At 69.0% G+C, this 16,916-nt stretch carries 20 protein-coding genes; 10 read left to right on the top strand and 10 right to left on the bottom strand.

What is annotated here, in order from left to right; genetic code table 11:
- Positions 1-93: 93 nt before the first annotated feature.
- Genes E0H75_RS36280 through E0H75_RS36265 form a run of 4 tightly spaced genes read left to right on the top strand, consistent with a single transcriptional unit; the run spans position 94 to position 4,935 of the window.
- Positions 94-951: a DUF427 domain-containing protein gene (locus tag E0H75_RS36280; RefSeq protein WP_131518223.1), complete on the top strand. Its 858-nt coding sequence runs from the start codon at positions 94-96 to the stop codon at positions 949-951.
- On the top strand, positions 948-2,630 hold the full coding sequence (locus E0H75_RS36275; RefSeq protein WP_131518222.1) for an MOSC and FAD-binding oxidoreductase domain-containing protein: 1,683 nt from the start codon (positions 948-950) through the stop codon (positions 2,628-2,630). Before E0H75_RS36280 ends, E0H75_RS36275 begins: the two co-directional genes overlap by 4 nt.
- A complete protein-coding gene (locus E0H75_RS36270) occupies positions 2,630-3,055 on the top strand; it encodes a VOC family protein (protein WP_131518221.1) in 426 nt (141 codons plus the stop codon). Before E0H75_RS36275 ends, E0H75_RS36270 begins: the two co-directional genes overlap by 1 nt.
- Positions 3,052-4,935, top strand: a complete 1,884-nt coding sequence (locus E0H75_RS36265; RefSeq protein ID WP_131518220.1) for a Na+/H+ antiporter NhaA — start codon at positions 3,052-3,054, stop codon at positions 4,933-4,935. The genes E0H75_RS36270 and E0H75_RS36265 overlap by 4 nt, the downstream gene beginning before the upstream one ends.
- On the opposite strand, the gene E0H75_RS36260 is transcribed toward E0H75_RS36265, so the two are convergent.
- Positions 4,922-5,998 (bottom strand): mandelate racemase/muconate lactonizing enzyme family protein, encoded by a 1,077-nt coding sequence (locus E0H75_RS36260; protein ID WP_131518219.1) that lies wholly within the window; start codon positions 5,996-5,998, stop codon positions 4,922-4,924. The two genes, E0H75_RS36265 and E0H75_RS36260, sit on opposite strands and share 14 nt — an antisense overlap.
- A gap of 127 nt (positions 5,999-6,125) precedes the next feature.
- Here E0H75_RS36260 and E0H75_RS36255 point away from each other — a divergent pair, with 127 nt between their 5' ends.
- Positions 6,126-7,289 (top strand): MFS transporter, encoded by a 1,164-nt coding sequence (locus E0H75_RS36255; RefSeq protein ID WP_131518218.1) that lies wholly within the window; start codon positions 6,126-6,128, stop codon positions 7,287-7,289.
- Here the strand turns inward: E0H75_RS36255 and E0H75_RS36250 are convergent.
- On the bottom strand, positions 7,193-7,891 hold the full coding sequence (locus E0H75_RS36250) for a class I SAM-dependent methyltransferase (RefSeq protein ID WP_165554284.1): 699 nt from the start codon (positions 7,889-7,891) through the stop codon (positions 7,193-7,195). The two genes, E0H75_RS36255 and E0H75_RS36250, sit on opposite strands and share 97 nt — an antisense overlap.
- A 126-nt stretch (positions 7,892-8,017) precedes the next feature.
- Here E0H75_RS36250 and E0H75_RS36245 point away from each other — a divergent pair, with 126 nt between their 5' ends.
- The 5 genes from E0H75_RS36245 (at position 8,018) to crcB (E0H75_RS36230) (ending at position 11,603) form a co-directional block, all read left to right on the top strand.
- Positions 8,018-9,430, top strand: a complete 1,413-nt coding sequence (locus E0H75_RS36245) for an MFS transporter (protein ID WP_131518216.1) — start codon at positions 8,018-8,020, stop codon at positions 9,428-9,430.
- Positions 9,431-9,486: 56 nt separating this feature from the next.
- Positions 9,487-10,338, top strand: coding sequence for a helix-turn-helix domain-containing protein (locus E0H75_RS36240; RefSeq protein ID WP_202873345.1), 852 nt, complete (start codon positions 9,487-9,489; stop codon positions 10,336-10,338).
- Positions 10,339-10,423: 85 nt separating this feature from the next.
- On the top strand, positions 10,424-10,567 hold the full coding sequence (locus tag E0H75_RS43330) for a hypothetical protein (protein ID WP_165554282.1): 144 nt from the start codon (positions 10,424-10,426) through the stop codon (positions 10,565-10,567).
- A gap of 191 nt (positions 10,568-10,758) precedes the next feature.
- A complete protein-coding gene (gene crcB, locus E0H75_RS36235; RefSeq protein ID WP_131518214.1) occupies positions 10,759-11,232 on the top strand; it encodes a fluoride efflux transporter CrcB in 474 nt (157 codons plus the stop codon).
- A complete protein-coding gene (gene crcB / locus E0H75_RS36230) occupies positions 11,229-11,603 on the top strand; it encodes a fluoride efflux transporter CrcB (protein WP_131518213.1) in 375 nt (124 codons plus the stop codon). The genes crcB (E0H75_RS36235) and crcB (E0H75_RS36230) overlap by 4 nt, the downstream gene beginning before the upstream one ends.
- Before the next feature lie 11 nt (positions 11,604-11,614).
- Here crcB (E0H75_RS36230) and E0H75_RS36225 read toward each other — a convergent pair whose 3' ends face one another.
- The 8 genes from E0H75_RS36225 to E0H75_RS43320 all read right to left on the bottom strand — a co-directional run bounded on the left by E0H75_RS36225 (position 11,615) and on the right by E0H75_RS43320 (position 16,845).
- The gene (locus E0H75_RS36225; RefSeq protein WP_238163486.1) at positions 11,615-11,908 is read right to left on the bottom strand and encodes a DUF1905 domain-containing protein; all 294 of its coding nucleotides are present in this window, start codon (positions 11,906-11,908) and stop codon (positions 11,615-11,617) included.
- Positions 11,909-11,972: 64 nt separating this feature from the next.
- Positions 11,973-12,968, bottom strand: coding sequence for a cation diffusion facilitator family transporter (locus E0H75_RS36220; RefSeq protein ID WP_131518211.1), 996 nt, complete (start codon positions 12,966-12,968; stop codon positions 11,973-11,975).
- A gap of 9 nt (positions 12,969-12,977) precedes the next feature.
- On the bottom strand, positions 12,978-13,910 hold the full coding sequence (locus E0H75_RS36215; RefSeq protein WP_131518210.1) for a ketopantoate reductase family protein: 933 nt from the start codon (positions 13,908-13,910) through the stop codon (positions 12,978-12,980).
- 37 nt (positions 13,911-13,947) lie between these two features.
- The gene (gene rox, locus E0H75_RS36210) at positions 13,948-15,375 is read right to left on the bottom strand and encodes a rifampin monooxygenase (RefSeq protein ID WP_131518209.1); all 1,428 of its coding nucleotides are present in this window, start codon (positions 15,373-15,375) and stop codon (positions 13,948-13,950) included.
- A 412-nt stretch (positions 15,376-15,787) separates the two neighbouring features.
- Positions 15,788-15,964 (bottom strand): hypothetical protein, encoded by a 177-nt coding sequence (locus tag E0H75_RS43325; RefSeq protein WP_165554280.1) that lies wholly within the window; start codon positions 15,962-15,964, stop codon positions 15,788-15,790.
- On the bottom strand, positions 15,961-16,212 hold the full coding sequence (locus E0H75_RS36205) for a hypothetical protein (RefSeq protein WP_131518208.1): 252 nt from the start codon (positions 16,210-16,212) through the stop codon (positions 15,961-15,963). The genes E0H75_RS43325 and E0H75_RS36205 overlap by 4 nt, the downstream gene beginning before the upstream one ends.
- A 12-nt stretch (positions 16,213-16,224) precedes the next feature.
- Entirely contained in the window at positions 16,225-16,416 is a 192-nt protein-coding gene (locus tag E0H75_RS43765; RefSeq protein WP_202873344.1) for a winged helix-turn-helix domain-containing protein, read from the bottom strand.
- 285 nt (positions 16,417-16,701) lie between these two features.
- A complete protein-coding gene (locus E0H75_RS43320) occupies positions 16,702-16,845 on the bottom strand; it encodes a GPGG-motif small membrane protein (protein WP_165554278.1) in 144 nt (47 codons plus the stop codon).
- Positions 16,846-16,916: the final 71 nt, after the last annotated feature.

The raw sequence follows: 16,916 nt of genomic DNA, 5'->3' as shown, positions 1-16,916 counted from the left end.
CCCCGAGCAGCGGATCACCGCAGCAATTCGTTCGCGTCCGGTAATCGCCGCGCATCGACGGTGGCGAACCGCTGAGTTGAGAGGAGCTGAACCATGGGGCTTTCCTGGCAACAGGGACCGCTCGCCACCGCGACGATCGGCCGATTCCTGGTCCCCGATCCGCTGCCCGAGCGACTGCTGTTCGCCGAGCCGCTGCGCCGGCGGATGCGGGTCAAGTTCGGCGACCGGTGGATCGCCGACAGTGCGGACGTCGTACTGCTGCACGAGCCGGCGCGGTATCCGGTGGCCTACTTCCCGATCGGCGACATCGTGACCGGTGTCCTGGAGGCCGCCGAGCGGACCACGCAGCATCGCGATCTCGGCGAGACGACCTGGTACACCGTGTCCGCAGGCGACAGCAGCAAGGCCCGCTCGGCGTGGCAGCACACCGCACTGCCCGATCACGCGGGCGACCTGAAGGGGCGCGTCGCGTTCGCGTGGCGCGCGATGGATGCCTTCTACGAGGAGGACGAACGGATCGTCGGCCACGCCGCCGACGCGTACCACCGGATCGACATCCGGCAGACCAGCCGCCACCTCATCGTGCGTGACGGCGACCGGATCGTCGCCGAGTCCACCCGGCCGCTCGCCCTCTACGAATCGGGCTTCGCACCACGGTGGTACGTGCCTCGCGAGGATGTGGACGACTCGGCACTGACCACGGTCGAAGGCCAGACCTTCTGCCCGTACAAGGGTCTGTGCAGCTACTGGGACATCGGCGACGCCCGCGGTGCGGCCTGGGGTTACGAGGACGCCTGGACCGAGGTACGGCGGATCTCCGGGATGATCTCGTTCGAGCCGGACAAGGTGGAGGTGGAACTGGACGGCACGCGGCTGCGGCTGGAGCCCGGACAGAGCGTGGTCTCGCACGGGGTCGACCGCGATCTGACCGTGGAGGAACTGTCCGGATGAGCGAGGCGGCAACGGTACTGGCGGTGAACGTCGGCCTGCCGAAGGACGTCGGCTGGAACGGCAAGACCGTCTACACCGGCGTGTGGAAAGAGCCGGTCGACGGCCCGGTGATGGTGCGGCGGCTGAACATCGACGGCGACGGGCAGGGCGACACCGCCGGGCACGGCGGCGAGATGCGCGCCGTACTGGTCTATCAGCTCGACTCCTACCGGTACTGGGAGCAGCACTTCGGGCGAGACGACTTCGTCTACGGGCAGTTCGGCGAGAATCTCACCGTCGACGGGCTGCCCGACGACGAGGTGTGCATCGGCGACCGGTACCGGATCGGCGAGGCCGAGTTCGAGGTGACCCAGCCGCGGGTCACCTGCTACCGCGTCGGCATGCGCATGGGCGAACCCGAACTGCCCGCACTCCTGGTCAGTCACCACCGGCCCGGCTTCTACTGCCGGGTGATCACCGAAGGTCACATCGTGGCCGGCGACCAGATCGTCAAGACCAAGACCGGTCCGGGTGCCCTGAGCGTCGCCGACATCGACGCACTGCTCTACCTTCCGAACCGGGACGTCGCGAAGCTGCGCATCGCGACACAGATCCCGGCCCTCAGCCCCGGCTGGCTCGACTCGTTCCGCGATCTGCTGGCAGAGACCACCACCCCCAAGCCGGCCTGGGACGGCTTCCGTCCGTTGCGAGTGACCGAGGTGATCCCCGAGACCGCGACCGTCTCCTCGATCCGCCTGACCGCGGCGGACGGGAGCCGGCTGCCGGCCGCACGCGCCGGCCAGTACCTGACGTTCAAACTCGCGGATGCCGGTCTGCCGGTCCCGGTGCGGAGCTACTCGCTGTCCTCCTCGCCCGGGACCGGCTCGTACCGGATCAGCGTGAAGCACGAACCGCACGGGGTCGGGAGCGGCTACCTGACCACCAAGCTGCGGCCGGGCGCCGTACTGGAGGTTGCCGCGCCGCGGGGCGAGTTCGTGCTCGAGGAGTCGACCGGTCCGATCGTGCTGCTGTCCGCTGGGATCGGCCTGACGCCGGTGCTGTCGATGCTGCACGACCTCGCCGCACAGCGCAGTACGCGCGAGGTCTGGTGGATCCACTGCGCTCGGGGGCCGGACGAGCATCCGCTGGCCGCTGAGGCGCGGGAGCTGCTCGGGTCTCTGCCGAACACGCACGAGTACATCTGCTACACCGCGACCGCGGGTCGCCTCACCAAGGACCAGCTGGTCGACCTGAACCTCCCGGTCGATGCGGCGGCGTATATCTGCGGACCGGCTGGGTTCATGGCGGACATGCGCGACGCGCTCACCGCGGTCGGCATCGATCCGGCCGGTATCCGGACCGAACTGTTCGGCGCACTGCCACCGGCGAACCCCGGCATCACCGACCAGACCACGCGACCGCCGCACCAGCCACCAGGACCGCCTGGCAACGGACCTCTGGTGACCTTTGCCCGCAGTGGCATCTCCACACCGTTCCGGGACGGCAGTGTGCTCGAGCTCGCCGAGGCCTGCGACGTACCGACGCGCTGGAGCTGCCGCACCGGCGTCTGCCACAACTGCATCACTCCACTGCTGTCCGGTGAGGTCACCTACTCCCCCACGCCGCTGGAGCCACCGCCCGAAGGTCAGACGCTGGTCTGCTGCGCCCGACCGACCACCGATCTAGTTCTGGACATGTGATGGATTTTTCACTGGAAGTCGTCACCCTGGCCGTCCGCGACGTCGACGAGACCAAGGCCTTCTACACCGAGAAGCTCGGCTTCGCCCTCGACGTCGACTACCACCCGCGCGACGGCTTCCGGGTCGTCCAGGTGACGCCGCCGGGCTCGGCCTGCTCGATTCAGTTCGGTGAGGGACTGACCGACGCGGCGCCCGGATCGGCGCGCGCGAACTACCTCGTCGTCGCCGATCTGGCCGCCGCACATGGCGAACTGATTGCCCGCGGCATCAAAGTCTCCGACCTCCGGCACAAGTCGCCGGTGGACACCTGGGACGGCGGGTTCGCACCCGGTGTGGACCCCGAACGCCGTAGTTACGCCAGCCTGGCCGATTTCGCCGACCCCGATGGCAACACCTGGACGCTGCAGGAGATCAGGCGCTCATGAAACCGAAGGACCCGGCCGACCTGCCGATGTCCATGGTCGGCCCGGCCAGCAGCCCGCTGCGCGCGTTCCTGCGAACCGAGGCGGCCAGCGCCGCGATCCTGGCCGCCGCGATCGTGCTCGCACTGATCTGGGCGAACGTCGCCACCGACCAGTACGACGCCTTCTGGGACTGGGCTCTCGCGGTCCGGATCGGCCCTTGGTCGGCCGAACTGGACCTGCGCACCTGGGTGAACAGCGGGCTGATGGCGTTGTTCTTCCTGGTCGTCGGCCTGGAGGCGCGGCGCGAATTCGATCTCGGTGAGCTGCGCGAGCGACGCCGGATGATCCTCCCGGTCACGGCCGGCCTGGCCGGCATGCTCATCCCGGTCCTGATCTACCTGGCGATCAACCGCTCCGGCACCGGCGCCCACGGCTGGGGCGCGGCGATGTCGACCGACACCGCCTTGGCACTCGGGGTCTTCGCGGTGGCCGGGCAGCACGTGCCTGATCGGATCCGGACGTTCCTGCTCACCGTGTTCGTCGTCGACGACGTCGTAGCCCTCCTCGTCATCGCGGTCGCGTACACGAGCGAGATCCACCTGACCGGGCTACTGATCGCGATCGCGGCGTACGCCGGAGTCCTCGCCAGCACGCGGTTGGGCTACCGCTACCGCCGGCCGGTCTTCACCCTGCTCGCGCTGGTGGTCTGGGCGGGATTGCTTGCCAGCGGCATCGACCCCGTCGTCGCAGGACTCGCGGTCGGCCTGGCCACGTCGGCGTACGTACCTCGCCGGGACGCGTTGGAGCAGGCGACCACCCTGGTCCGGCTGTTCCGCGAGCAGCCGACGCCGGAGCTCGCCCGCGAGGCGACGCGTGAGCTCACCGGGACGCTGTCGGCGAACGCGCGGCTGCAGCATGCCCTTCACCGACTGACCAGCTATGTGATCGTGCCGCTGTTCGCGTTGGCCAACGCGGGGATCGTGGTCGACGCGGACCTGCTGAAGGCAGCGTTGACCGCGCCGGTGACGGTCGGGATCTTCGTCGCCTTCGTGGTCGGTAAGCCGATCGCCGTGGCGGGCACTTCGTGGATCCTCACTCGGTCGACGCATGGCGCCGTACGTCCGTCGGTCGGCTGGGCCGGCGTACTCGGCAGCGGCATGATCTCCGGCGTCCCTTTCACCGTCTCCTTCCTGATCGCGGACCTCGCCTTCACCGGCCCGACGCTGGAGGAAGCGAAGCTCGGCGTGCTCGTGGCCGCCATCGGAGCGGCAGTGCTGAGCGTGAGCTTCTACCGGCTGATCGGACTGCTGCCGGTCCGCACTCGCACCCGCGCGCTGCTCGGGACCGCCACTCTGCCCATCGATCTCGCCCCGCCCGTCGACCCGTCCCGCGACCACATCCGCGGTCCGGCCGAGGCGACCGTGACGGTCGTCGAGTACGGCGACTTCGAGTGCCCATGGACGCAGATGGCCGCACCGACGGCCCGCGAGCTGCTCGCCGAGAACAGCCACATCCGCTACGTCTGGCGGCACCTGCCGCTGCCCGACGTCCACCCGCACGCCCAGCTCGCCGCCGAGGCCGCCGAGGCCGCGGGCCGGCAGGGCAAGTTCTGGCAGATGCACGACGTGCTGCTCACCAATCAGGAGAAGCTCGAGCTCGACGATCTGCTCGGGTACGCCGCCGACCTCGGTCTCGACGTCGACCGCTTCCGCGAGGACCTCATCCAGCACGACCACACCACGCGCGTCGCGCAGGACGTCGACTCCGCCGACCGCAGTGGCGTGGCCGGCACGCCGACGTTCTTCATCAACGACCATCGCCACGACGGCCCGCAAGACCTGCCCGTCCTCAACCAGGCCATCCAGTTGGCGTACGACCAGCAGTTGGCTACTTCAACGTGATGCCGAAGCCGGGCTCGTCGGACAGGGTGAGGTGGCCGTCGGCGAGGGTGTAGCCGTTGCCGTCGGTGCCCAACGTGTCGCCGGGGACGCCTTCGATGATGGGGACGTTGCCGAGTCCGGCCGCGATGTGGGCGGCGTACAAGGACTTGAGCGGCATGCCCCAGGCGTGCGGGGATGCCTCGGCCGAGGTCTCGGCGAGGCGTGGCATGGTGCGGCGCCAGGCGGTCAGGCCGTGGCCGACGACGTCCATCAGCGCGACGTCGACGAGGCCTTCCTGCGCGAGCCGGAGGATGTGGTCCTCGTCCGGATCGAACTCACCGTCGGCGATCTTCGGCTGCCACGAGAGCGTCGCGAGGTGCTCGCGGAGAAAGCGGAAGTCCTCCCAGCGTTCGGCGAACGGCTCCTCGACCCAGTACAGGTGGCAGGTGGACACGGCGGCCAGGTAGGCGGTCAGCGCGTTCGCGGTGTAGCCGTCGTTCGGGTCGACCAGGATGTGGGCGTCCGGGTACAGCTCGCGGGTCAGCAGCGTCACCTCGATGTCGCGCTCGAGGCCTTCCTGCGGGTCCATCCAGCGGTAGCCGCGGCCGAGCTTCAGCTTGAAGTCGCGGAAGCCGAACTCGTAGTCCTGCGCCAGGTTCGTCCGGATCGCCTCCGTCCCGGCCGGCGCATCCTCCGGGTCCAGGTCGTCGAAGTAGATCCCGCCGCTGTAGCTCCGCACCCGCGGCGACCCGGCACCGCCGAGCATCGAGTACACGGGTACGTCGAGGATGCGCGCAGCCAGATCGTGCAGCGGATAGTCGAGGAACTCCGCGGCCGGATCGACCACGCCCCGCTCCGGATCGATCAGCTCGGCCAGGTTCTTGCCGATCAGCCGCGCCGGATCGCCGCCGTACAGCGGAAGTCCCCAGCCGCCGGCACCGCGATCGGTCTCGACGACGTACGCCGTCGCGGTGTTGCCGCTGCCGTGATGACCGCGGAAGGAGTTTCGTCCGACGGGCCGCAGATAGCGCGAGCCGACCTCGGCGGTCGTGACGGAGCTGACCACATGCCGGGAGAGAGTCACCCTGGAACCCTACGTCCGACCGGCCCGGCGGCGGATGCGAGAGGCGCGTCGTCGGCCTAGAGTCGAAGGGCTCGGTGGAAGGGAGTGAGGACCGCTGCGACTCAGCGAACGGCCACGCGGTCCGGCGGTGATCGCTACGCTCGCGGTCACCACGACCATCGGCTACGGGATCCTGTACTACGCCTTCAGCGCGCTGCTCGAACCGATGCGCACCGATCTACGCCTCAGCACCACCACAGCGACCGGCGCACTCACCACGGCGGTGCTGGTCAGTGCGGCGATGGCCGTGCCGGTCGGACGCTGGCTCGACACTCGCGGCGGGTACGGCGTGATGACCGTCGGGTCGGCGCTCGCGACAGTCGCCGTACTCGCGTGGTCGCAGGTCCAGACGGCCACGCAGCTGTACGGCGTCTTCGTCCTCATCGGCGCTGCCTCGGCGATGGTCCTGTATCAACCGGCGTTCGCGGTCATCGTCGCCATCACCGCACCGGCCCGCCGAGCGAACGCGATCCTCAGCATCACTCTGGTGGCCGGGTTCGCAAGCTCGATCTTCATCCCGCTCGCCGGTCAACTCATCCATGCACTCGGCTGGCGGCACGCGGTCATGGTGCTGGCCGTGTTCGTCGGGCTGACCATTCCGCTGCACGGGATCAGCCTGCGCGGGACGAGGCCGACAGCAGCGGTCACACATCAGGGCAGCACGCGCTCACCGGCCCGGGTACTGCGTGATCCCGGCTTCTGGCTGATCGCCTGCGCCTTCGTCCTGCACAACGCCGCGCTGGCCGTCATAGCCGTGCACCTGGTCACGTACCTGGTGCAGTTGGGTCACAAGCCCACTGTGGCCGCCGGCCTCACCGGACTGCTCGGCGTACTGTCCGTCACCGGCCGGATCGTCACCACCGTGGCGAAGCGATGGCTGTCCATCACGCTCATCACCGCAGCGGTGATGACGTTGCAGGGCATCGCGATCGGACTGCTGCCGTTCATCGGGCGCAGCGTCATCGGGGCCGCGATCAGCCTGATCCTGTTCGGGCTGGGCTTCGGCGTCGCCTCGGTCGCCACTCCGGCGATCCTGCTCGACCGGTACGGCGACGACGGCTACGCCACCATCTCCGGCATCCTCGGAACTCCCACCACCGTCGGCCGCGCGACGGCACCGCTCATCGCGGCCGCACTGGCCGTTGCCGTCGGCTATCAGCCGCTGATCCTCGGCTCCGCCGTGACCTGCCTGGTCTCCGCAGTCGCACTCGCATTGACTCGCAGTACGGCCCAGAGTCCCCAACCGGCGTGAGAGGTCACCGCAGACCAGGATCGGCCCGACGCATCCTCGAGCACGCCCAGCACAGTGATGATCGGCACGTGATGTGGTGCGTCCACGCCCAGCGCGTTCGACCACACGACCACACCGCCTGGTGCCAGCGCCCGCACCACCTCGTCCGCGAACAGGGGCACATCAGCCAGTACGACGGCCTGCGCGCAACCGTCCCGGACCGGCAACCGCGACGCGTCACCCTGCAGCCGCTGCTGCGCTGACGACCGGCGCAGCATCTCCCAGGTCAAGTCCATGCTCACGACCCGCGGCCACACGTCCTCGATCAGACCGGTCAGCAGACCCGTACCGCAGCCGACCTCCAGACAGACTCCATCGGGCCACGGCCCGCCTCGCTGCAGCGCGTCCGCCAAGGGCACCGGCCGGTAGCCACCACGCTCGCCGTCCCACTCCGGTGCCAACTCGGTGTAGCGCCGTACGACCTCGTCGGCCTGGTCCTGCGACCACGACGCCGGGTGTACCGCGAGGTTGAGTGACGCCTGCTGGCTGGCTGCTGCCTCCTTGCGGACCGGCTTGCCGGGATCGGCCGGCACCACTCTCGGCAGCTCACGGATCGCAGTCATGCCGCCCATCATGCCGTCTCGCCATGCCTGTGCCTGTCACTGTCAGTGCTAGGCAGAAGGGAGTGAGGTACGGCGGGTCCGGATTCACGACAGTGGAGAAACCAACCTCCGAAAGGACTTTCTCCCATGAGTGTCGTCGGCCTGACCACCCCCACGGTCAGCCCCTCGCGGCAGCGACTGGTGTTGCTGGTGCTGCTGACCGCCGGGTTCACCCTCGCGGTCGACTTCTCCATCCTGAACGTCGCGCTGCCGACCATCGGCCAGGACGTCGGGCTGCCGCTCGCGCACCTGCAGTGGATCGCCACCGCGTTCGCACTCTGCGCCGCCGGCTTCACGCTGCTGTTCGGCCGCGTCGCCGACCTGTTCGGCCGCAAGCGTCTCTTCCTGATCGGCATGGCCGTCCTCGGGATCGCCTCGCTGGCCGGCGGACTCGCCACCACGCCGACGATCCTGATCGCCGCCCGGATCGCCCAGGGCCTCGCCACCGCCGCGGTCACGCCGGCCGCTTTGTCGCTGCTGACCACCTCGTTCCCCGAAGGACCGCTCCGGGAGCGCGCGCTCAGCCTGAACGGCGCTCTGATGGCTGCGGGCTTCACCACCGGCGCCATCCTCGGCGGTCTGCTGACCGACATCCTGAGCTGGCGCTGGGCGTTCTTCATCAACATCCCGGTCGCAGCGATGGTGCTGCTGCTCGGCCCGCACACTTTGGTCGAGGGCCGGCCCAAGGACAGGCTGCGGCTGGACGTCTGGGGCGCACTGACCGCGACCGGCGGCCTGCTGGCCCTCGTGTACGGCCTGACCCGGGTCGGTGAGACCTCCTGGACCGATGCCCACGCTCTGATCGCGCTGGCGGCGGCCGTCGTACTGCTGGTCAGCTTCCTCCTGGTCGAGCGGCGGGTTCAGGACGCGCTGGTCCCGCTGCCGGTACTGCGTCGTCCGTCGGTCCGGTGGGGCAACGTGGCCGGTCTGCTCGCGTTCGCCACCGAGACCTCGCTGGTCTTCCTGCTGACCCTCTATCTGCAGAAGGTGCTCGGCTACTCCCCTCTGACGACCGGTCTGTCGTTTGCGGTCCTCGGCATCGGCACAGTCCTCGGCGGCCTCGTTGCATCGAAGGTGCTGAGCCGGATCGGCTCGCGGAAGACGATCGTGACCGGCTTTGTGCTCCAGGCTGCGGCCACCGTCCCGCTGGTGCTGCTGGGCACCTCCAGCAGCTGGATGGTTCTGCTGCTCATCACCACGTTCGTCGGCGGCGTGGCCAACCTGATCGCCATCGTCGGCTTCATGGTCACCGCGACGTCCAACCTGCCGAACGAAGAGCAAGGCCTCGCGACCGGTCTGACCACGATGAGCCAGCAGGTCGGTATCACGATGGGCATCCCGGTCATGAGCGCCATCGCCACGGCTGCCATGCACGGCGCGGACGGCCCGGATCAGGTGATCAACGGGGTCACCACGGCCATCTGGGTGAACGCCGGGCTCTGCGTGCTGGGCGCCGTACTGACTGGTCTTCTGCTGCGGCCGGCGAAGGGCGGCGAGTGACCATGTGCCGGAATTGTGCCGAGTGGGACCCAGGCACCCGATCTACGATGGACTTCGTGGAGACCGACCTCGGACACTTCCTGCGCAGCCGGCGCGCCCGGCTGCAGCCTCAGGACGTCGGCATGGTCTCGTACGGCGCCCGCCGGGTGCCCGGACTGCGCCGGGAGGAACTGGCCCAGCTGGCCGGGGTCAGCATGACCTACTACACCCGGCTGGAGCAGGGCCACAGCGAACAGGCCTCCGACGAGATCCTGCTCGCCATCGCCCGGGCGCTCCGACTGGACGACGACGAGACGGCCCACCTGCGCAACCTGGCCCGCCCGTCCAACCACCGCCGCCCACAGGCACCGGAGCCCGAGGCGGCCCGGGACGGCGCGCGCCGCCTGGTCACCGCGATGAGCGGTGTCGCCGCGGTCGCGATGGACCGGCGCAGCGACGTACTGGCCTGGAACTCCACGGCCCACCGCCTGCTGGCCGGCCACTACGACGAGCACAGCCCCGACTCGCCCGACACCCGGCCGAACCTGACCCGGATGCTGTTCCTGGATCCCCACACCCGCGAGCTGTACGTGGAGTGGGAGCTGGAGGCGGAGCGGTCCGTGGCGTCGCTGCGGCTGGTCGCCGGACGGCACCCGGACGACCGCTACCTGGCCGAGCTGATCGGTGAGCTCTCAATGAAGAGCCCTGAGTTCGCCCGGCTCTGGTCGAGCCACTCCGTCCTCAACTGCTCCTTCGGCCTGAAGCTCTTCCAGCACCCGACGGTCGGCCGCCTGGAGCTCGGCTACGAGGCCGTACAGTTCCCCGACACCTCTGCCCACCGCCTCCTCATGTACACCGCCCAACCCGACTCCCCCTCAGCTGCCGCCTTCAACCTCCTCGACCACGGCGCCGCGGAGATCACCTCCTGACTCGGTCCTGTTGCCAATTGCAACCAAGCTCGGCGAAACGTTTCGGGGGCTGGGGACGATAGGTCTCAGGAGGGGGTGATCCGGTATGTGCGAGGCGACCCGCAGGATGGTGGCGTTACTGCGGCTTCTGGAGGGAGAGCGCTCACAGTCCACGGCGGCGGACGACGACGTACTGCTGGACACCCATTTCGGCGTCCAGTCGCGGGAATTCCCGTTCGAGCGGTTCTGACCTGCCGACCGGCCGGTCAGCGGACTGGGCGGTCGGCACGGCCAGGGGGCCGGTATGCTGGCGGGGCTTGACCGGCGGTGGGGCTCGCCGGACCGAACCGTCGCCACCCGGCGGCCAACAGTCCCTACCTGTCGAACCGCGCGACGCGCAGCACGAGGCGCCGACGCATGTCCAGGTAGGAGATCGATCGGATGCAGCACGAGCGGACGGACCCAGCACCCTGGGAACCCGTCGACCCCGATGTCGACCTGCGCCACGACCGCCCGGTACGCCGTACCGGGGACACCGCAGTCCTGACCGTCATCGCGGCCGGCGGTGCCATCGGCGCGGTGGCCCGGTATCTGGTCGGGCAAGCGTGGCCGACGCCAACCGGCAGCTTCCCCTGGGCGACGCTGGTCATCAACGTCGTCGGCTGCGGCCTGATCGGGATCCTGATGGTCGTGGTCAGCGAGGTCCTGACCCAGCAACGGCTGATCCGGCCCTTTCTCGGCACCGGCGTACTCGGCGGGTTCACGACGTTCTCGACGTACGCGCTCGACATCCAGCAACTGATCGCCAACCGGCATCCCGGAACGGCGCTCCTCTACCTGGGCGCCACGGTCGCCGGAGCGCTGATCGCCGTCTGGGCGACCGCCACCACAACCCGTGCCCTGGTGGCCCGATGAGCGTCCTCCTGGTGATCGCCGGCGCTGTGATCGGCGCGCCGCTGCGGTACCTCACCGATCGCGCCGTCCAGAAGCGCCACGACTCCGCGTTCCCGTGGGGCACGATCTCGGTGAACGTCGTCGGCTCACTGATCCTCGGCGTGGTGGCAGGCGCGAGCACGGCGTCCGCACTGCCGCATCAGGTCCAACTCGTCGTCGGGACCGGGCTCTGCGGCGCGCTCACGACGTACTCGACCTTCTCCTACGAGACGTTGCGGCTCTACGAGGACGGCGGCCGGTTCCTCGCCGTCGCGAACGTGGCCGTCAGCATCGTCGCGGGCCTCGGCAGCGTCTTCCTCGGCGTCGCGATCAGCCAGGCCATCTGGCCGTAATCAGGCTCCAGTCAGGCAAGAGTCATCGTGACCGAGATGGTGTCGCCTTCCCCGATGCCCTCGGCCTTGCGGACGCGGTCCTTGAGCGGGAGCACGTAGCCGCCGTCCTTCGGGAACAGCGAGGTCGTCCATTCGGTGCCGCCGATCGTCACGCGGACCGGCACCACCCCCCAGCCGTAGGTGACCGCCGCGGCGACCTCGTGGAGTTCCGCAGCCTCGTCCTCCGGCACCGTGACGAAGTAGTACGGCGCCGGCCCACGCCACTCCCAGATCTCGCCCTCGAAGTGCAACTCAAGAAGGTCCACGCGCCAGATGCTAGCCGTCATTCCGGACGACTACCTTCCGGAACGACCAGCTGGTTGAGCGCGTTCAGGCCGACGGGTCGACGTACCAGGCGGGGAGCTGGACCGGGCGCAGGTCGGTGAGATCGCCGGGGCGACTCAGGGTGAGGACCGCGCGCTGGATCTCGGGCCGCGCGTTCAGGGCGTCCTCGACCGCGGTCAGCCGGACGGCGACGTCGGACTCGCGATCGTTGCCGGTGACATCGACCGCGGCGACCAGGAAGACCTTGTCCGCGCCGACCCACTCCATGTGCAGGAAGCTGACCCGCTCGATGGCGTCGTGCTCCAGCAGGGCGCGCAGGACCCGGTTGCGGCCCAGCGGCGAGACCGCTTCGCCGGTCAGGAAGTCCATGTTCCGGCTGATCAGGAACAGCGCGACGCCACCGAGCACCAGACCGACCACGATCGAACCGATCGCGTCCCAGACCGGGTCGCCGGTGAGCTGGTGCAGCAGGATGGCCAGCGCCGCGATCACGATGCCGATCAGCGCCGACAGGTCCTCGACGAACACCGCGCGCAGCACCGGGTTCGAGGTCAGCCGCACGTACCGCAGCGGCCGCAACATCCGCTCGAACGCACCGGCCTTCGTCTGCCGCAGCGCCTGCGCGAACGAGATCCCTTCCAGCACGAACGAGATCCCGAGTACGGCGTACGCCCAGCCGTACGACGTCCCGCCCTCGCCCTCGTGCAGCGACTGGATGCCGTGCCAGACCGAGACCGCCGCACCGACCACGAACAGGCCGAAGGCGGCGAACATCGACCAGATGTAGCCGACCCGGCCGTACCCGAGCGGGTGCGTCGCGTCGGCCGGCTTCTGACCGCGGCGCTCGCCGATCAGCAGGAAGATCTCGTTCCCGGTGTCCGCCCACGAGTGCGCGGCCTCTGCGAGCATCGACGCCGACCCGGTGATCGCGGCCACCACCGACTTGGCCGTCGCGATCAGCAGATTGGCTGTCAACGCCACCAGTACGGTGACGAAGCTCTCCCCGTTCCCTGAAGCCGCAGCCTCCTGCCCCGAACTCACCCCCCGACCCTAGCTCGGTCCGGCCGGCCGGCCGTCGCTGTGCACCGAGAGGATGTCCGTGATCGCCCGGTTGCACGGCGTCGGGATGCCGAGGGTGTTGCCCCGGGCAACCACGTCGCCGCTCAGCCACGGCACCTCGAGCCGGTTGCCGCGGTCGAGATCGTGGTGCATCGACGACGTCATGTCGGCGGGCACCGTGTCGACGAACGCGAGTCGTCCGTCGGCGAAGTCGGCCGGCAGCGGCACACCCTGGGCTTGCGCGACCTGCACGACCTCGTCCATCACGTCGTGCAGGAAGGCGCGAGCCCGCGGGTGGCTGCGGATCGGTCCGATCGGCGTCCGGGCGGTGGTCGTCGTACCGGACAGGCCGACCAGGAAGACGAACTTCTCCCAGATGGTCTGCTCGATCTGGCCGCTGATCTCGGCATCGATGCCACTGGCCACGCAGGCGTCGTAGAACTCCTGCACCCGCGCCGAGGTGCTGCCGTCGTACTCGCCGAAGACCAGCCTCTGCAATGGACCGGAGTGGCGGATGACGCCGGGCTCGGCGATCGTGGCCGCGATGTAGGCGACACCACCGATGACGTGCTCCGGTCCGAGAACGCTGCGCAGGATGTCGTCCTTGACCACGCCGTTCTGGAACGACACCACGCCGGTACGCTCGGTGAGCAGCGGCTCGATCACCTTGGCCGAGGCCTCGGTGTCCCACAGCTTCACGCCGAACAACACCATGTCGACCGGCTCCAGCTGCGCGGGATCGTCGGTGACCGTGACCGTGGGCAGGAGCGCATCGCCGAGTTGGCTCTCCAGGCGGAGGCCATGGGTACGCAGCGCCTCGAGCTGGCGGCCCCGCGCTATGAACGCGACATCGTGCCCGGCCAGCGCCAGCCGGCCTCCGAAGTACCCGCCGATCCCGCCGGTCCCCATCACCGCGATCCGCATACAGCCTCCTCGTTGAACGCCCCGTACAAGTTATCGCTCAGCCGGCGGCGGCCCCGAACCACCTGGGCAGGTGCGCGTCCAGATCCTCCTGATCTTCACCGATCCACGCCACGTGGCCGTCCGGTCGCAGCAGCGCCGTGGGCACGTCCAGTTCCTCGCTGACGTCGACGACGTGGTCGACCCGATCGGCCCAGCCTGCCACCGACAGCCGGCCGGTCTGGTCGAGCAGGAGTCCACGGCCCTCGTGCATCAGCTCGTAGAGGCGACCGCGCTTCAGCTCCACGTCCCGCAATCGGCGGCCGAGGAGTTCGTGACCCTCACCGAAGTCGTAGCGGATCGCGATCGCGGTGTTCTTCTCGATCAGGTACCGGTTCACCTCCTCGAAGTCCATCAGCTCCCCCAGCAGCCGGCGCAGCGCCTGCGGACCCGGCTCGGTGGACAGCAGCTCCATCTGCGCGCGACTGTTCTCCAGCACGCCGGCGGCCACCGGGCGCCGTTCGAGCTCGTAGCTGTCCAGCAGCCCCTCCGGTGCCCAGCCGTCGATCTCGGCAGCCAGTTTCCACCCGAGGTTGAAGGCATCCTGGACGCCGAGGTTCAGTCCCTGCCCGCCGATCGGCGGGTGAACGTGCGCCGCGTCGCCCGCGAGCAGCACCCGGCCGGACCGGTAACTCTCGGCCAGCCGAGTGCCGTCGCCGAAGCGGGACAGCCAGCTCGGTGAGTGCGCGCCGAAGTCGGAGCCGGCGGTCAGCCGCAACTGCTGCTTGAACTCCTCGAGCGTCGGCGCATCCGCACGGTCCTCGGACACCACCGGTGCGCCGGGAACAACGAAACGGAACAGAGTGCCCTCGACGTGCATGGCCCCGAACCGCAGCTGGTTCTTGCGGACCTCGGTCCCGACGGCGGTCACCTCCTCTGGCGGAGCGGTCACCTCCACCTCGCCGAGCAGCGTGTCGACCCGGCTCGGATCGCCAGGGAAACCGACGCCGAGCAGCTTGCGCACCGTACTGCGGCCGCCGTCGCAACCAGCCAGGTAACGCGAGCGCAGTTGCGTCCCGTCGGCCAGGTCGACGGTCACGCCGTCGTCGTCCTGGCTCAGCCCGACCAGTTCGGCCCCGAGCCGGATGTCGGCGCCGAGCTCGGCGGCCCGTTCAGTCAGCAGGCGGTCGGTGATGGCCTGCGGGATGCCGAGCAGGTAGCCGTGTGCGGTGTCCAGCCGCTCCGGCGCCGGCTTGTAGATACCGGCGAAGCCGCCGAGTGGGTACTTCGTGCCGAGTTCGAGGAACCTTTCCAGCAGACCACGCTGGTCCATCACCTCGATACTGCGTGCGTGCAGACCGAGTGAGCGGACGATCTTGGTCGGTTCCAGCGCCTTCTCCAGCACGACCACGTCCACATCGTGCAGCCGCAGCTCAGCGGCCAGCATCATGCCGACCGGGCCGCCACCGGCAACGATCACGTCGATCATGGAATCCCCCTGATTTCCGTCGGTTCTGCGTTCGGTCGGCGATTCTCCAGCACGACCGGGGGCTTGCGGCAAGTCCCCCGATGCGTTATAGGTTGATAGTGGCAGGGAGAGTACACATCTCCTTGCCTTTCCTTTGCCTCCTGCACAGGTCGATCAGATCCGGACGGCGTGCTGACAGGTTTCTGACAAGTGGCGGCGAGCATGCGGCTCGGCGTACTGACGAAGAGCAGTGCCGCCGGGGCGACGTACGGATCGAGCTGCAGTCGCCGGGAGGTTGTCACGCAGGTGTCGATCGCCTCGGCCGGTAGCACAGTCCGTGGACCTACTTCGGCGGGTCCGGAGTCGACTTGCCAGCTCAGATCCGATTGCAGCGTCACCGTGTTGCGCACGCGATCGGCGAGGCATCGGTTGATCAGCTTTGCAGCCGGCCGTAGATCCGGCGCTCGGATCGGCGCAGGGACCCCGCGCCGGTCCGGCCGCGAACGCAGTCGAGGTCCGGATTCACGGCGAACCGATCGATCACGACGGACGACGCACTGGACAGATCGTTGGCCGGACCCGCGATCGCCTTGCGATCCTTGGTGGTCAAGGTGAGCTGCCGACCGGCTCAGCTGGTCGATCAGTTGCCCGACGCCGGCCCATTGCGGGTGCGTGGCGGCGTACCCGAGCAACGTGTCGTAGCTCTTGCTGTCCGTCTGCCAGCGCACGACCCCGTTGCTGCTGGATCGCGACCGTCGTACTGCGGGTCGCCAGCCACGCCGTCGCGGCGATCGAGCACAGCGAGACCAGCACCGCAGCGACCAGCAACCGGACGAGCACACTCCGCCGAGGCGTCATGTCACCCTTCGGTCAGCTTGTAGCCGACGCCGTAGACGGTGACGAGCCGGACCGGTCGCCGTGGGCCGGCTCGATCTTCTTGCGCAGATTCAGTACGCGCGTGTCGATCGTCCGGCTGGTGATGTAGGTGTCGATCCCGTGCAGGGTCTCGAGCAGCTGCGCCCGGGTGAAGACCCGGTGCGGCCGTGCCGCCATCGTCGCCATCAGCCGGAACTCCCCCCGCCGTACAGTCGATCTTGTCGCCGTCCGCAAACAGTTCGTGGCTCTCGACATCGACCTCGATACCACCGGCGCGGAGGGTCGAGCGATCCGCGTCGTTGGCCGGGGCAACCACCTTGGTACGGCTACCTGCGGACCAGCTCGGCCTGCTTCTCGTCGTCCTCGGCAAGCACGATCTCCGCGCACATACCCCCGACTACAGGGCGAACGACGCCTGCCCCCACGCCGAGGCGACGTGGGGGCAGGCGACCGGTTTCCCGGTAGAGACGATCAGGTGAAGATGCTGACACCACCCGGACCGACCAGCAGTCCGATCACGATCAGCGCCGCGCCCCACAGCACCTGGCCGCGGAACAGGGAGACGATCCCGGCGACGACGAGGATCACGGCGATGATCCACAGAATGAGAGCCATGGCCCTTCCCATCTGACGAGCCGGGCGGACACCCGGCGACTGAACTCCCCGTGCCTTCATCCGGTGCCCGC

Origin of the sequence: Kribbella capetownensis (genome assembly GCF_004331485.1) — a bacterium.
GTDB lineage: Bacteria > Actinomycetota > Actinomycetes > Propionibacteriales > Kribbellaceae > Kribbella > Kribbella capetownensis.
The sequence above is the reverse complement of the archived record's forward strand: the minus strand, read 5'-3'. Positions and strand labels throughout refer to the sequence as shown.

Coding starts and splice junctions, on each gene's coding strand:
- E0H75_RS36280 (WP_131518223.1), top strand. CDS start 94: ATGGGGCTTTCCTGGCAACAGGGACCGCTCGCCACCGCGACGATCGGC.
- E0H75_RS36275 (WP_131518222.1), top strand. CDS start 948: ATGAGCGAGGCGGCAACGGTACTGGCGGTGAACGTCGGCCTGCCGAAG.
- E0H75_RS36270 (WP_131518221.1), top strand. CDS start 2,630: ATGGATTTTTCACTGGAAGTCGTCACCCTGGCCGTCCGCGACGTCGAC.
- E0H75_RS36265 (WP_131518220.1), top strand. CDS start 3,052: ATGAAACCGAAGGACCCGGCCGACCTGCCGATGTCCATGGTCGGCCCG.
- E0H75_RS36250 (WP_165554284.1), bottom strand. CDS start 7,891: ATGACTGCGATCCGTGAGCTGCCGAGAGTGGTGCCGGCCGATCCCGGC.
- E0H75_RS36245 (WP_131518216.1), top strand. CDS start 8,018: ATGAGTGTCGTCGGCCTGACCACCCCCACGGTCAGCCCCTCGCGGCAG.
- E0H75_RS43330 (WP_165554282.1), top strand. CDS start 10,424: ATGTGCGAGGCGACCCGCAGGATGGTGGCGTTACTGCGGCTTCTGGAG.
- crcB (WP_131518214.1), top strand. CDS start 10,759: ATGCAGCACGAGCGGACGGACCCAGCACCCTGGGAACCCGTCGACCCC.
- crcB (WP_131518213.1), top strand. CDS start 11,229: ATGAGCGTCCTCCTGGTGATCGCCGGCGCTGTGATCGGCGCGCCGCTG.
- E0H75_RS36215 (WP_131518210.1), bottom strand. CDS start 13,910: ATGCGGATCGCGGTGATGGGGACCGGCGGGATCGGCGGGTACTTCGGA.
- rox (WP_131518209.1), bottom strand. CDS start 15,375: ATGATCGACGTGATCGTTGCCGGTGGCGGCCCGGTCGGCATGATGCTG.
- E0H75_RS36205 (WP_131518208.1), bottom strand. CDS start 16,212: ATGACGCCTCGGCGGAGTGTGCTCGTCCGGTTGCTGGTCGCTGCGGTG.
- E0H75_RS43765 (WP_202873344.1), bottom strand. CDS start 16,416: ATGGCGACGATGGCGGCACGGCCGCACCGGGTCTTCACCCGGGCGCAG.
- E0H75_RS43320 (WP_165554278.1), bottom strand. CDS start 16,845: ATGGCTCTCATTCTGTGGATCATCGCCGTGATCCTCGTCGTCGCCGGG.